This window comes from Streptococcus sp. 22.1 (genome assembly GCF_016648645.1).
Lineage (GTDB): Bacteria > Bacillota > Bacilli > Lactobacillales > Streptococcaceae > Streptococcus.
In genome coordinates this window covers 182,750-198,484 of the sequence record NZ_JACLQK010000001.1, presented here as the reverse complement: position 1 = coordinate 198,484, position 15,735 = coordinate 182,750, and the positions used below count along the sequence as shown (strand labels likewise).

General features: G+C 40.6%; 12 protein-coding genes. 3 read left to right on the top strand and 9 right to left on the bottom strand.

The genetic code is table 11. The features are described 5' to 3' along the window. Window positions 1-349: 349 nt before the first annotated feature. From smc to cls (H7U04_RS00730), 8 genes are all read right to left on the bottom strand, one after another. On the bottom strand, window positions 350-3,883 hold the full coding sequence (gene smc / locus H7U04_RS00765; RefSeq protein ID WP_110981469.1) for a chromosome segregation protein SMC: 3,534 nt from the start codon (window positions 3,881-3,883) through the stop codon (window positions 350-352). Window positions 3,884-3,885: 2 nt separating this feature from the next. Further along, window positions 3,886-4,575 (bottom strand): ribonuclease III, encoded by a 690-nt coding sequence (rnc, locus tag H7U04_RS00760; protein ID WP_002885331.1) that lies wholly within the window; start codon window positions 4,573-4,575, stop codon window positions 3,886-3,888. A 157-nt stretch (window positions 4,576-4,732) separates the two neighbouring features. Then, window positions 4,733-5,668 (bottom strand): 4-hydroxy-tetrahydrodipicolinate synthase, encoded by a 936-nt coding sequence (gene dapA / locus H7U04_RS00755; protein ID WP_048790454.1) that lies wholly within the window; start codon window positions 5,666-5,668, stop codon window positions 4,733-4,735. 344 nt (window positions 5,669-6,012) lie between these two features. Continuing rightward, entirely contained in the window at window positions 6,013-7,089 is a 1,077-nt protein-coding gene (locus H7U04_RS00750; RefSeq protein WP_060973253.1) for an aspartate-semialdehyde dehydrogenase, read from the bottom strand. Window positions 7,090-7,383: 294 nt separating this feature from the next. Then, the gene (locus tag H7U04_RS00745) at window positions 7,384-8,037 is read right to left on the bottom strand and encodes a DNA alkylation repair protein (RefSeq protein WP_038676220.1); all 654 of its coding nucleotides are present in this window, start codon (window positions 8,035-8,037) and stop codon (window positions 7,384-7,386) included. Window positions 8,038-8,052: 15 nt separating this feature from the next. Further along, window positions 8,053-9,627, bottom strand: a complete 1,575-nt coding sequence (gene cls / locus H7U04_RS00740; RefSeq protein ID WP_045768600.1) for a cardiolipin synthase — start codon at window positions 9,625-9,627, stop codon at window positions 8,053-8,055. Window positions 9,628-9,761: 134 nt separating this feature from the next. Continuing rightward, entirely contained in the window at window positions 9,762-10,274 is a 513-nt protein-coding gene (locus H7U04_RS00735; RefSeq protein ID WP_037611427.1) for a GNAT family N-acetyltransferase, read from the bottom strand. 80 nt (window positions 10,275-10,354) lie between these two features. After that, window positions 10,355-11,905: a cardiolipin synthase gene (gene cls, locus H7U04_RS00730; protein ID WP_171968077.1), complete on the bottom strand. Its 1,551-nt coding sequence runs from the start codon at window positions 11,903-11,905 to the stop codon at window positions 10,355-10,357. Between the two features lie 145 nt (window positions 11,906-12,050). Between cls (H7U04_RS00730) and H7U04_RS00725 the strand changes: the two genes are divergently transcribed. The 3 genes from H7U04_RS00725 (at window position 12,051) to H7U04_RS00715 (ending at window position 15,410) form a co-directional block, all read left to right on the top strand. Then, the gene (locus H7U04_RS00725) at window positions 12,051-13,151 is read left to right on the top strand and encodes an IS30 family transposase (protein ID WP_371515010.1); all 1,101 of its coding nucleotides are present in this window, start codon (window positions 12,051-12,053) and stop codon (window positions 13,149-13,151) included. 134 nt (window positions 13,152-13,285) lie between these two features. After that, window positions 13,286-14,836 (top strand): BCCT family transporter, encoded by a 1,551-nt coding sequence (locus H7U04_RS00720; RefSeq protein WP_022495736.1) that lies wholly within the window; start codon window positions 13,286-13,288, stop codon window positions 14,834-14,836. A gap of 250 nt (window positions 14,837-15,086) precedes the next feature. Continuing rightward, window positions 15,087-15,410 carry a potassium channel family protein gene (locus tag H7U04_RS00715; protein ID WP_037611796.1) on the top strand — a complete coding sequence of 108 codons (324 nt, stop codon included), beginning with the start codon at window positions 15,087-15,089 and terminating at the stop codon, window positions 15,408-15,410. Here H7U04_RS00715 and H7U04_RS00710 read toward each other — a convergent pair. Next, window positions 15,381-15,662, bottom strand: a complete 282-nt coding sequence (locus H7U04_RS00710) for a protein rep (protein WP_002891204.1) — start codon at window positions 15,660-15,662, stop codon at window positions 15,381-15,383. The genes H7U04_RS00715 and H7U04_RS00710 overlap by 30 nt on opposite strands. Window positions 15,663-15,735 lie beyond the last annotated feature (73 nt).

Sequence of the window (15,735 nt, the reverse complement as noted above, 5' to 3'; positions counted from 1 at the left end):
TTTTTTGCTCGAAAGAAGACTTCTTAGACTTGTTTACTCAAAGCCTAAATGTGTCCAGAAAATCGTATCTTAACACATACACTATAACTAACTTCAAAAAACACCATATCCCCATATGACATTTCCTTAAATATTGTAACATGTCAGTGCAAAATGACAAGTCACCCTCTCTCTCATAAACCCTAAAATCCTAATCATAGCCTTTGTTAAGCCATTTTACGCAATCGATTGCGTAATTTTGAAAGCGCAAACTTAATGTTTTTCTGAAAGTCCTTACAAATTTTTTGAGACTATGAAAAAAGATAGTGATAAAGCTATCAACTATCTTTCATGAAAATATAATCTATTTTTAGTCTAAATCAAGGTCTTTTAGTTTGACCGAAACGATTTTCGAGACACCTGATTCCTGCATGGTTACCCCATAAATAGAGTCTGCCGCAGACATCGTTCCCTTACGGTGGGTAACTACGATAAACTGACTAGACTTGTCAAAACGATTAAGGTAGTCACCGAAGCGTTTAACATTGGCTTCATCCAAAGCCGCTTCTACTTCGTCAAGGATTACAAATGGAATGGTCTTAACACGAATGATGGCAAAGAGAAGGGCAAGAGCTGACAAGGCCTTCTCACCACCAGACATAAGGTTAAGCGATTGAATTTTCTTACCTGGAGGCTGCACAGAAATTTCTACTCCAGCCTCTAGGAGATTATCTGAGGTCAAAATCAAGTCTGCTGAACCTCCACCAAACATCTGGGTAAAGGTCTGTTTAAAGCTTTCTCGGATAGCCTCAAAGGTTGCTTTAAAGCGTGATTTCACTTCATCATCCATATCATTTATGGTATTCAGAAGGAGACTCTTAGCTTCGAGCAAATCATCCTTTTGTCCGTTCAAGAAATCAAGACGTTGCTTAACCTCTTCAAACTGGGCAATAGCATCCACATTGACCGGACCCAAAGCTTTAATCGAACGCTCAAGACCTTGCAGATTCTGGCGTGTTTGTTCGACATTGTCAAGAGGACTAGCCTGACCTTTGGCGACTTCAAGTGTCATCTGATAATCTTCAGCCAACTGAGTCGCAAACTTACGAAGCGATTGACTAATCTGACTTTCACGTTCTTCCAAGCGAGTCTGCTGACGAATCAAGTCCTCGTTACGATTGCCAGCTTTAGCCAAACGCTCCTCCAAGTCTTCCAACAGACCTTCGTAATCTTGCACCTGAATCTTGGCACGGACAAGAGCTTGCTCCAAATCGTCCTTACGTTGGACAGCTTCTTTATGCTGTGCTTGCAAATGCGGAAGGCGGTCAGTTTGGTCATCATTGACCTGGTTATTAAGGAGCGCTTTAAGACTATCCGATTCCTTCATTAACTCAGACAAGTCGGCTTGAAGACGATTACTTTCTGTCTTAGCAAAACGCAATTCTGCTTGCAAATCACGTTCCTTCAACTGAAGTTCAGATTGCTTGTCTAAGAGAACCTGTTTTTGTTGGCCAAGTGCGTCTTTGTCTTCCTTAATAGCCTCAATACGGTCGTTAATGGTCTCACGCTTGGATGCAATTTGTGCTAACTCTGCTTTAAGTTGTTCAGCCTTATCTTGAAGATTTGCCCCATCAGTTCCCTGAGAATCCTGTTTGAAACTATCCACTAGGTTTTGATTTTTCTCCGCCTCTGACAAGGCTTGTTGGTGTTCTAAGTCTAGTTTTTGCTCTTGCAGACGAGCATTTTCACCATCTACCTTAAGGTCTTCTAGCTCTTTCTGTAGAGCCTTACGTTTGATTTTGAGGGCTTCAACTTTGGATTCACTATCACTTAATTGAGCCTTAATCTGGTTAATTTCAGAAGTCAATGCATCCAGTTCAGGCTTGATAAAGAGGTTATTGTTTTGTTTGTTGGTACCACCAGCAAAGGCACCACCAGGGCGAATTTCAGAACCGTCAAGAGTGACCATACGCACTTGGAAACGAACAGCTCGAGCCGCTTTATTAGCATTGTCAATGGTATCAAAGATTGCTGTTACCCCTAGGAGGTTTTGGAAAATATTAGATAAGCGGTCCTTATAGGTAACCAAATCGGAAGCCATACCAATAAAGCCTGGTGCATTGGCAAGACTTTGAGCAAATTGTCCATTAAGTTGACGTGGTTTAATAGTAGTCAACGGCAAGAAGGTCGCACGTCCCTGACGATTACGCTTCAAGTAGTCAATCGAGCGCTTAGCAGCCGCTTCATCCTCGACAATAATATTTTGCCCGCTGGCTCCCATAGCAATCTCAAGAGCTGTCTGATAGCGCGTATCAAAGGTCAAGTGTTCACTGACAGCGCCAATAATTCCTTGAATAGATTGGGCATTTTGAAGGACAGCCTTAACCCCTGCAAAGAAGTTAGAATGATTTTTTTGGATAGACTCTAAACTTTGACGACGGGCATCTTTACTTTTAAGGTGATCCATGAGGTCAAACATCTGCTTTTGAGCCTCTTGATAGTCCTTATCAATAGTTTGATAAGCCTGAGCCTTTTCTTTGTAGCTAGCTAGGAGGCTTTGAAGACTGGCTTGGGCTGCTTGATAAGCTTTTTGGGCTTCGCTAGCTACTTCCTGAGCGGAAAGCAAGTCTGCCTGAGCTTGTTTATATTCTTCAGCCTGTGCCTCTAGTGCTTGAGTCTGATTATCCATGTCGTGAGTAACCTGAGTCAAACTGTTGGAAACCTTAGCTTCCTCCTGCATCAGACTGACATAGTCCTCACGTAAACGTTCAATAAGCGTATCTGGATCATCAGAAAATTGCTCCAGTTCTTTTTGAATAGCAACTAACTCTTGGGCAATAGTTTCCAACTCCGCATTCAATTCGACTTGGCGATGATTAACCTTATCTAGAGATGCCTGAGCTTCAGCTTTCAAACTCTCTAGCTCACTGAGACGAGCTTCTGTTTCTTCTTTTTTCTCTGAACGTTGCTGACTCTCCATGGTATAGAGATCAATTTGGCGCTCAAAGTCACTAATAAGACGTGTGACATCCACCAAGGTTTGTTGGTCAGAAGAAATTTGTTCTGAAATTTGATGGCGTTTCTGCTTGAGCTCTTGGTTTTCAGTCTCTAGACGATGACGTTCCTCATAATAGCTGGTTAATTTTTCCTTGACCTCTGCCAAATCCTCTTGAGTCTGGCTCAACTCAGACTTACCAACTTCAATATCGTGGACCAAAAGGTTAAGCTGAGTCTGTCTACGTTCCTCATCTAATTCCAAATAACGTTTGGCTGTAGCTGCTTGCTTTTCAAGTGGTTTAACCTGACCATCTAGCTCGTAGATGATATCTTCCAAACGATCAAGATTATCTTGAGTTTGATTAAGCTTGCTTTCGGTCTCCTTCTTACGTGTTTTATATTTAAGAACGCCAGCAGCTTCTTCGAAAATAGCGCGGCGCTCTTCGGGTTTAGCATTAAAAATAGCCTCAACACGACCTTGGGAAATAATGGAAAAAGAATCACGCCCTAAACCTGTGTCCATGAAAAGGTCATGAATATCACGTAGACGAACCTTACGACCGTCAATCAAGTAATCATTGTCACCGTTTCGATAAATGTGACGCTCCACACGAATGGTTTCACCAGCACCCACGATAAAGCCATCACTATTATCAAGAGTAACTGCCACTTCTGCATAGTTGAGTGCCTTACGAACCTCTGTACCTGCAAAAATAACATCAGGCATCTTGCCCCCACGCAAACTCTTGGCAGAGGATTCTCCCAAAGCCCAGCGTAGACTCTCTGTAATATTTGATTTTCCCGATCCATTTGGACCTACAACGGCTGTTACTCCCTTGTCAAAGACGACTTGCGTCTTATCCGCAAAGGATTTAAAGCCCTGCATTTCAATTGATTTCAAATACATGCTTAATTTCCTAGTTGTTCAAGGGCAGCCTTAGCCGCTGCCTGTTCAGCTAATTTCTTAGATTTTCCAAGACCTGTGCTGAGTTCCTTACCATCAACAGCTACCTGCATAGTAAATTCTTTAGCATGAGCTGGTCCAGACTCATCGATAACAGTATAAGTAATATCAACCGTACCATTGACCTGAAGACGCTCTTGCAAGGCTGTCTTATAGTCTGTTACGCGGTCAAAGTTCCCCTTTTCAACCTGAGGAATCATGACCTGATTCAAGAATTTCTCAACAGCAGGCAAACCTTGATCCAAATAAAGGGCACCGAGGAAGGCCTCCCAGAGGTCACCAAGGATAGTGGCACGTTCACGTCCACCAGATTTTTCTTCCCCTTTACCAAGACGGATATACTGCTCGAAACCGCAAGCCTTCGTAAATCCTGCCAAACTCTCTTCGCGAACGATAGTACTGCGCATCTTAGACATTTCTCCCTCTGGCTTGTTAGGGTAACGTTTGTAAAGATAAACAGAAATGACTAATTGCAGAGCCGCGTCTCCTAAAAATTCCAAACGTTCATTATGTGAAATGTTTAGGAGGCGGTGCTCATTGGCATATGAGGTATGGGTAAATGCTGTTTCTAAGAGGTCTTTTTGGCTAAAAACAATACCAAAATCCTGCTCAAGTTTTTGTTCAAGTTGATTCATGAAACTTCCTTTCTTTTTAAGCACACTAACTATAATTATATCAAAAAAAGCCAATTTTCATGATAGAAAACTGCTTTTAGACCCTATATCAGCTTATTTTGTGAGATTTAACCTCTTCAACTAAAAAAAGCTGAGCAAGCTGCTCAACTTCATTTTCTTAATAATCTGGACGAACGACACCTGTAACTGTCTCACGTGTTGCTTCGACATCTTCTTCAAGGACAACCTTAATGATACGTTTAGCTTCTTCTGAAGTACATGCAACCAATGGCAAACGAAGTGGTCCAACTTCAAAACCAAGATGGTTAAGAACAGCCTTGACAGGTGCAGGACTTGGTACTGAGAAGAGAGCGTTAACTTTAGGAATAAATTTACGTTGGATAGTTGCTGCTGTCTTGAGGTCACTATTTTCAATAGCTTCAAGCATGGCATGCATCTCATCACCATTTGTATGAGAGGCTACTGAGATAACACCGTTAGCTCCAAGGTTCATAGCGTGGAAGGCATCCCCATCTTCACCGGTATAAACCAAGAAATCTTCTGGTTTATGTTCGATAAGGTAGGCCATATTAGCAAGGCTGGTACATTCTTTAACCCCGATAATATTTGGATGTTCAGCCAAACGAAGCATGGTATCAGGAGCCATTTCAACAACCACACGACCAGGGATGTTGTAGATGATAATTGGCAAATCAGAAGCATCTGCAATAGCTTTGAAGTGTTGGTACATACCTTCTTGTGATGGCTTGTTGTAGTAAGGCACGATAGCAAGACCAGCTGCAAAACCACCAAATTTGGCAACTTCTTTGGCAAACTCGATAGAGTCTCGTGTATCGTTGGTACCGACACCAGCAATTAATGGCACACGTCCATTAACGATTTTCTGAACAGCCGCAAAGAGTTCCAACTCCTCATCGTGAGTAAGTGTTGGACTTTCAGCTGTTGTCCCCGCCAAAAGAAGAGCTTCTGTATGGTGAGCCAAAAGATGCTCAATCAATTCTGGAAGCGCATCATAATTGATAGAGCCATCTTCGTGGAAAGGTGTAATAAGGGCTGTGATCAGTTTGACATCTCTTAATTGATCAATTGACATAATATTCTCCTTCAACCGTTTTCTAATCCTTTCCATTTTACCATAATTTTGACCAGACAGACAGATAAGTTAACAATTTTCTGAAAACGTGAGAACTGACTGTTTCAATATGATAGTCAAAACACAAAAAAACAGAGAGAAGTCTCTCTGCTTTATAGGATTCAGCTTGAATTTAGTATTTGAATACAAAACTAAATCCTTACTGATTCCTGAATCATAACGCAGTGATTGATTGGAACTACTCATGTCTACAACATTCGTACTTCCTAATCAACTGTGCGGGGGTTGGTATAAAAGCGAAGGAGAAATCAAACTCTTCGAGTTACTGATTTCTGTTTCGCTCCCTATTTCAATTCAAATTTCAATTCTGAAGTTGGGCGAACCAAGCCGCGTTCGTGAAGTGTTTCTGCGATTTGTACTGAGTTCCAAGCGGCACCTTTAAGGAGGTTATCTGAAACAACCCACATGTGGATACCTTTTTCAGCATCCAAGTCTTTACGGATACGTCCGACAAATGTATCACGTGAACCTACAGCATTAACGGCTTGTGGGTAGACTTGGTTAGCAACGTCATCTTCAAGGACTGCACCTGGGAATTCTGCAATAGCAGCTTTCACTTCGTCAATTGGTGCCACTTCTTTTGTTTCAATGTAAACTGACTCTGAGTGAGCTGACAAGACTGGAATACGTACACATGTTGCTGATACGGCAATGCTATCGTCTTCCATGATTTTCTTAGTTTCGTTTGTCATCTTCATTTCTTCGTAAGTGTAGTCATTTTCAGTGAAGACGTCGATTTGAGCCAAAGCATTGAAGGCGATTGGGAAGTGTTTCTTATCGCCACCACATGGCAAGATTTCAGCTTTAACATCACGTGGGTTAACGCCGTCATTCAAAACTTCTTTCAACTCACGTTGTGTTTCAAGGATTGCTCCCATACCAGCACCTGATACGGCTTGGTAAGTTGACACGATGATACGGTCCAAGCCCCATTTTTGACGAACTGGCTCAAGGGCAACCATCATTTGAATCGTTGAACAGTTAGGGCAAGCGATAATACCGTTGTGAGCATCAAGCGCATGTGCATTGACCTCAGGTACAACCAATGGTACATCTGGGTTTTGACGGAAGTATGATGTATTATCAACGACTACTGCACCAGCTTTAACGGCGTATGGTGCATATTTAGCAGAGGTAGATCCACCAGCTGAGAAAAGTGCAATATCTACACCTTCAAATGCGTCTTCAGTCGTTTCTTCGATGGTCACGTCTTGGCCTTTAAATTGCAAGACTTTGCCTGCAGAACGAGCAGACGCAAGGTAGCGAATGTTATCGATTGGAAGTGTTGATTCTTCCAACATTTTAATCATTTGAGCACCGACGGCACCTGTAGCACCGACAACAGCAACTGTGTATCCCATAGTAAAACCTCTTTCGGAATTTTCTATCAATTTAGTTTAGTGAATCTATTATACTACGTTTAAGCCCAGTTGAAAAGGGTTAAAAGGCCAAGAATAAAGAAAAGCCCCTACCAAATGGTAAGGGATAGGAGGCATCTTTCGATGAGAGTAGCAGGTTCACACAACTACTCAAGGTCCGCTCCTGCGTTACAATCTAATGTAGACCTCCTCAGCGCAAAAGGCTCCAAAGAGCCAATCGACTCATCGCATGTTTCTATTCTAGCATATTGAACGACAGAGTCAAGCTCTTGATTTCTATAAATACTTACTTGCCTCACGAATGCTAAGAGATGCCATTTGACTAGCATGTTGATCAATAAAAGCCCGAACCCAATCAGGATTTACCTTTGAGTAATTGCGCAAACTCCAACCGATAGCCTTATTAATGAAAAACTCTGTCTGCCCAAAGTTGTTACAGATAACCTCTGCTAGGAGAGCAGTATCTGTCAAATCTTTACGCATAAGCTGGTGGTCAATGGCAATACGTCTCAACCAAAAATCCTCATCAAGACTCCATTGGCGCATGATATTCTTGGTTTCTGGATAGTGAAAAGTAACCTCTCCGATGATAAGGTCCAATTGATCTATACTGTCCCACCATGATTTGGTTTGAGCCAATTCCTTTAGCTTTGGAAAATCTTCAGGTCTAAGCTCCTTCTTCTTTTTATCCAGATAATCCATAGCAATATATTGAAACTCACGGTAAGGTTGCTGCCAACACTCTTCCACAAAAGTCCAATCAATTGGATTTTTTATGAAAGGCTTAAAAAACTCTCTTTCAATCTTTTTGAGAATTGGTTTTTGAACGCCAAGAAAGCTGAATTTATTTTTCATATAAGCTTCCATTGCTGGGACTTTCGTTGAATCAGCTTGGTCTTCTAACAATTTCAAAAGAATGTTTGTATCCATATGATTTCTTCTTTTTTACATCAATGGTCCAATCAGAGAAAAGAGATAGCCACCTAGACGATGTGCTATAGGCATTTTTGACAAACTTTCCAGAGTGACTTCCTCTGAGAGCGCCTGGGTTTTCTCAAAATCTTGTTCTATGTTAAGCACTTCCAGATTTTTATAGAGATAGACCCCATCTTCAAAATTTTGATAGAGACTCCGGTAATCAGTGTTAATGGTACCTACCACAGCTTGTTTGGCGTCAGAAACATAAACTTTAGCATGGACAAAGCCTGGGGTATAACGGAAAATACGGACGCCAGCATCCAAGAGGACTTTAAAATAGGTCGTCGCAATATCAAAGGCATACTGTTTATCTGGAATCCCTGGCATAATGATACGAACATCTACACCTCGTCTGGCCGCAAAGGTCATGGCTCTGACCAATTCATCATCCAAAATCAGATAAGGCGTCATGATATAGACATAATTAGTTGATGTATTCAGAAGATGTAAATAAACATTTTCGGCAACCTTGTGGTAGGTCAGCGGTGAATTGCCATAAGGGAGTACAAAGCCCTGACTCTTTCTTTGTTGAGGTTTTTCTTGTAGATAGTGCTCCATATCCGTTTTATCTTCTATTCCAGTCACTGTCCACATGGTCAAAAAGAGAGCTTTTAGCGTTTGAACTGCTGAACCATCTAAGCGAAGGGCCGTGTCCTTCCAATGGCCAAAGCGTTCTCGTTTATTAACATACTCGTCAGCGATATTAACGCCACCAGTATAAGCAACTTGACCATCAATCACTGTTATTTTTCGGTGGTCTCGATAGTTGTAATAGGTCGATAAAACTGGCTTAATTGGCGAGAAGGTCTGAGCTTTAATACCAACCTTGTGTAACCTCTCGATATAATCGTAGGATAAGGTGGTCATCTCATTCATCCCATCAAACATAACACGAACGTCCAGTCCTGCCTTAGCCTTCTCCTCCAAGATGGCTAATATCTCTCCCCACATGATGCCTTCATCAATGATGAAATACTCCATAAAGATATAACGCTCTGCCTTTTTCAGATCCTCCAACAAGGCCGGAAGCATATCATCTCCAAGTTGGAAATAAGTCACTTTAGTATCTCTATAAATTGGAAAATGAGCAGGACTATGCTCCAGAAAATAAGCCAGTCTTTGCAGTTGCCTATCGCTATGAGGCAGATAGTCCTCAACCTCTGGCTCGGTAGCCAAATAGTCGGAAGTTTGCTGAGTAGCTTCCACAAGACGCTTTTTCAAACGTCTGACACCAAAATCAGCTAGCGAAAAATAGAGCAAGGCGGTCCCAAAAATGGGAAAGAGGGCAATGATGATCAACCAAGAAAGTTTGGAACGGGAGTCCATGGAACGATTGAGCAAATATAAAAAGGTAAAAACACTCAATAAGTGTTCCCATAAGATAATGGATGGGAAATGCTCTTGTAGGCTAATATATGAAAAGACAAGAAAGGCCAATTCTAGTAAGAAAAACAGGAAAATAGGTACCTTACGATTAAGTAGAATTTTAGCCCATTTAGACGGCTTCTGAGGCAATAGCCGGGCACTTATTTCTTGGGACATATAGGCTCCTTTAGTACAAAGAAATTAGCTCACAGTTCAGAGCTTTTTCTACGATTTTTCAATTATTAGTATCATTCTGGCGTGGGCAAATGACACAATCAATTTGTCGACTTTGACTAGACATTTCTAGCCTCCTACCGTATTTTCCTGACAGGACCATCTAAGGTCTTTTGCATCCAGACAATATCATGCCATTGCTCAAACTTGTAGCCCACTTTTGGAAAATGAGCAACTTGGACATAACCACGTTTTTCATGCATAGCAATGCTAGCCTCGTTCGGAACAGCAATACAGGCTAAGAATCGCAAAAAGCCCCGTTGTTCAAGTTCCTCTTCAAGAGCATCATAGAGCTGACTTCCCAGACCTCGACCACGGGCATCTTCATGCAAATAGATGGACAATTCAGTTGTCCAATTATAAGCTGTCCGGGCATAGTAGGTTGAAGCATAGGCATATCCGAGAACTTGTCCATCCTCTTCAGCGACCAGATAAGGGTAAGTTTCAAGGGTTTTATTGATACGATTCTCAAATTCTTGAACACTGGGAACTTCATATTCAAAGGTAATGGCCGTCTTCTCAACATAGGGTGCATAGATGACCTGAATAGCTTGTGCATCAGCCAAGTTGGCTGGACGAATGGTTAACATCATTTTCTCCTTCGACTTCATTATCTTTATTTTATACTATAAAAAAAGAGGGCTCAACCCTCTTCTTACAAAAATTGACATTACATCAATGGCGCCACTAGTTTGGTCAATAAGCCTAAGGCCTTTTGATGGAATGGAAGTTTTTCAACGTCAGTCGTGCTGACTCGGTGACACTGGTCTTTTGTCGCTTGGAAATCTTCCTCAATAGCAAGAACCGAAGAAGTCCTATAGAGATAGGTCGCACACTCAAAATGATGATATAGACTTCGGTAATCTAAATTAATCGTTCCTACAACAGCCCGACTATTATCACTTACAAAGATCTTGGCATGAATAAATCCAGGTGTGTACTCATAGATTTTAACGCCAGAGGCTAGCAGTGTTGGGTAGTAGGTCTTAGCTAGGTAGTAAGCTGATTTTTTATCAGGAATACCAGGCATGATGATACTAACGTCTACCCCACGCTCAGCCGCAAACTTGAGAGCATGGAGTAGTTCACCATCCAAAATAAGATAAGGTGTCATGATATGAACAAAATCACGCGCATGGTTAAGGATGTCAATATAGACATTCTCACCAACTTTATCCTTGTCCAATGGAATATCCCCATAAGGAACAACAAAGCCAGGGGTATCAAACGCCTTATGTTCAACCATATACGGCGTAACATCTAAAGTTTCGTTAGAATAGGTCCACATCTGAAGAAAGAGAACTAAAAAAGTATCAACCGCTGGGCCCTCCAGCATCAAGGCAGTATCTTTCCAATGACCGAAACGCTCAATCTTGTTGATATACTCGTCAGCTAAATTAACCCCGCCTGTGAAAGCAACCTTACCATCAATCAGCAAGATTTTCCTATGGTCACGGTAATTGTAATAGGTTGACAGGAAAGGGGTTACCGATGCAAAAACTCGAGATTGAATGCCAATTTTTTCCAATCGTTTCTTATAGTCAAAACTCAAAGTTGAAAATTCATTCATACCGTCATACAGGACTCGAACTTCCACCCCTTCTTGAACCTTTTGTTTCAAGATTGCTAGGATTTCACCCCACATTTCACCTTCACCAATGATGAAATATTCCAAGAAAATGTACTTCTCTGCTTTAAGGAGCTGTTTCTTCATTTCCTCAAACTTGGCTTCACCACTTGGGAAATAGGTCGTCTTCGTGTCACGATAAACTGGAAAGGAACCGTTCACATTTTCAAGATATTGGACCAAGTTATAGTTGCTGGTGTGACGCTGTTTAAGCTCTTCGAGGGCCTGATTATCTTGTTTCAGAATACCAGAACTGCGGTCAATATTGCTCTGAATAGCACGCTTCATCCCTGTGTAACCTATATCAAGTTTCGTATAAGCCAAGAGCAAGGTTCCGATAATAGGGAAAGGCAAGACTATCAGGAGCCATGTATTTACAGCCGTCGACTCCATATCACTTTGAAAGAGATAAATAATGGCCAGAATACGAAGGACTACTTCTGTAACTTGCAGGTGTATCCTATATTGATGCAACCAGAGGTAAGACATGGCCACAACAACAAGCTGCAGTAAGATGATTAAGAAGATAATCGTAGCACGACTAAAGATTCCACGAAGAAAGCCACGACGACTCTTATCATAAAGACGTTCAATTTTAGCTTCGTTTTTGATAGCATGACTCCTTTCCCTTTTTAATTAATCTTATTATAACCAAATTTGTAAAATTAAGCAAGACAGAAAAAGCCATCTATGTTAGGCTCAGATAAACACCACATTTATCTGAAAGAAACTAACATAAATGACCTATGCTCATCTTACCACAAACGATCTTGTAATGATAGAGGCTTATTATCAAGAAAACATAAAAGTTTTAGATATTGTGACTTCACTTGGCAGATCAAAACAGACAATCTACAATGTCATCAACTATCTGAAAGAGGGGCACTCTGCTTATGATTACTATAACCGATATAAAATCAATAAGAAACGCTGTGGCAGGAATAAAACCAGTCTTACGCAAACAGAAAAAGATTTTATCCAAACTCATTTAGTACAAAATTGGAGCCTTGATGTCATTAAAGGAACTTATCCAGATAGAGTTTCTTGTTCTATGAGAACTCTCTATCGACTAGCAGACCGTGGTATTCTAAAGAAAGAGGATCTCCCTTGGAAAGGCAAAAGAAAACCAAATGGTCATAGCGAAAAACGAGGAAAACAAGTGTTGCTCAGAGATTTACGTGAGAGAGCAGACAGTTATCCTAATTTTAAGACGGAATTCGGTCATCTAGAAGGGGATACAATTGTGGGAGAAAAACACAAAAATGCAGTCATTACCTTAGTAGAACGCTGCTCAAAAGCCATCATCACACTGAAAACCAATGGACGGAAAGCAAGTGATATTGAGGCCTCCATCAATCAATGGTTGTCTCAAGTTTCCAGTCATCTCTTTAAGTCGATAACTTTTGATTGTGGGAAAGAATTTTCTAATTGGAAATCTATTTCGAATGCACATGACATTGATAGTTTCTTTGCGGATCCAGGATGTCCTGGTCAACGAGGTCTCAATGAACATTCTAATGGCTTATTAAGACGAAATGGATTACCGAAACAAATGGATTTTACTAATATTTCTCAAAATTATGAGGCTGGGACAAAAGTCCTAGCCTCTCAATTTGTCTTTGGATTGTCGAGAAAGACGCAGTGGTTGAGTGGGCTCTACTACGCTGATTTCATCAGCTTTTACAGCCCTACTCAACTGTGCGGAGGTGGGACGACGAAATCGAATTCTAACGAATTACCGATTTCTGTCCCACTCTCAAGAAATAGAATTCCTAGGAAATCATTGAATTATCAATCACCCTACCAAGTTTTTCTGAGTTACTTGAAAAGTCTAACTTAATTTGACAATTTAGGTTCTTAAACGTCTCTCGTTAATCAACTAAAAATTATAACTAGCTGGGTGTTATCCAATCTCCCCTCACTATTAAGTTTTTATCATTTTTGATATAATGGTAGAGAATGAAAGGAGACTTTATGTCAACTAAAAATTTATCCCCGGTCTTAAAAACATCTTTTGTGCTACTGGCTATCCTGGTCCTTCTTGGTATTGTTATGCCTGACGGCTACCAAGTTTGGTCAGAACAACTGAGGGAAGTTATTTCAGATAAATTTGGCTGGTTTTACTTATTACTGGTCACGTCAATCGTTCTACTTTGTGGCTTTTTCCTGGTTAGTCCCGTTGGGCAAATCAAACTTGGGGAACCCAATTCGGTGCCTGAACACTCTACCATCTCTTGGATTGCCATGATATTTTCTGCTGGAATGGGAATCGGCCTTGTCTTCTACGGTGCCGCAGAGCCCTTATCCCATTATGCCATTTCAACGGTACGAGCTACCCCAGGGTCGCAAGAAGCCTTAGCCGATGCTTTCCGTTACACTTTCTTTCACTGGGGCATCCATGCCTGGGCAGTATATGCTTTAATCGCCCTGGCCCTCGCCTACTTTGGTTTCCGAAAAAAAGAGAAATATCTTTTATCGGTTACCTTAAAGCCCTTGTTTGGTAAAAAAACAAACGGTATCCTTGGTAAGATCGTAGATACGATTACAGTGGTCGCTACTGTTATCGGGGTGGCAACCACTCTTGGTTTTGGGGCAGCCCAAATCAATGGGGGACTCAACTACCTCTTTGGTATTCCAAACAATGCCCTTGTGCAAGTTATTATCATAATTATCACAACCATCCTCTTTACCATTTCAGCCCTTTCTGGTCTTGGAAAAGGGGTAAAAATCTTATCAAACACCAATCTTATTTTAGCGGTTGGACTACTCGCCATCACCATAATCATCGGTCCCACAGTCCAGATTTTTAATACCTTGACCGATAGTATCGGACTGTATATTTCCAATTTCTTCCGTATGAGTTTCAGTGCTGGTTCCTTTGGTCAATACAATCGTGACTGGATCAATACTTGGACTATTTTCTATTGGGCTTGGTGGATTTCTTGGTCACCATTCGTGGGAGTTTTTATTGCCAGAATTTCTAAAGGACGTAGTATCAGACAATTTCTATCCATCGTCTTATTAGCACCGACTGTATTAAGCTTTTTATGGTTTTCTACCTTTGGAACACTTTCAACGCATGTTCAATCACTTGGAAATGTAGATTTAACACAGTTTCCAAGTGAGCAGACCTTGTTTGCAACCTTCAGTCAACTGCCATTTGGTTTTATTGCCTCCGTTGTTGCTATCATCCTGATCGTTACCTTCTTTATCACGTCAGCAGACTCTGCGACCTATGTGCTAGCTATGCTCTCTGATGATGGGAATCTCAAACCAAAGAATGACCTTAAAATCTTCTGGGGCGTACTCCTTGCGACTATTGCCATCGTCTTACTTCTTTCAGGGGGCTTAGTAGCCTTGCAAAATACGCTGATTATCGTAGCCTTTCCATTTTCACTCATCATGGTACTGATCATGGTTTCCCTAGTCATTGAATTGCTACATGAAAAAGACAAGATGGGACTGTCAATCACACCGACACGATACCCTAAAAAAGATCAACCCTTCAAATCTTATGAAGAATAAATAACCCAATTTGTAAAATTAAGCTAGACAGAAAAAGCCATCTATGTTAGGCTCAGATAAACACCACATTTGTCTGAAAGGAACTAAGATAAATGACCTATACTCATCTTACCACAAACGAGCTTGTAACGATAGAGGCTTACTATCAAGAAAACATAATAAAAATTAATATAAAAAGTTTCTAAAATACATATTTAGACACTTTTTGTATGCTATAATTTTCATTAACACTATAACAAAGGAGAACCAAATGAAACGTTTAAATACTCTATTTCATATTATAAAAGTTACAGGTTTTAATCAATTTTTGACAAGTTTTGTAAGTTTTATTTTTATTTCAGGAGGAATACTTTTATTAGTTGAACCTCAAATAAGTAATTACTGGGATGGACTATGGTATGCTTTTGTCACATCAACAACAGTAGGTTACGGAGATATACTAGCTACTACTCTAATCGGACGTATTACTAGCGTCTTTTTAACTGTATATGGACTTATTTTTTTTGGATGCTTATCAGCCGTAATTGTCAATTACTACAGCAAATTAAATACACCTAATAATAAAACTGACTAACATATTTCTTAGTAACTGTAAAAAATAATTCTTTCTCTGCCAATTCCAAACGGCTACAATTTCCTGACCTCGCGATACTTCTTGACTATCCTCTCCAGTCTGAACAAGATTACCATCTTCGACATCATCTAAGTCTAATTCTTTCTTGATAGTCTTGAAGAGTTTTCCAAATCCAATCTGTCGTTTCCGATAAAGTCCCTCAAACAAATCACCCGTTATCCGTTCCTTCGTCTCTTCAGGCAAGACAATCACTTGTTTGTCATTCTCTTTCTCGACATCAAATGGATTTTACTAATATTTCTCAAAATTATGAGGCTGGGACAAA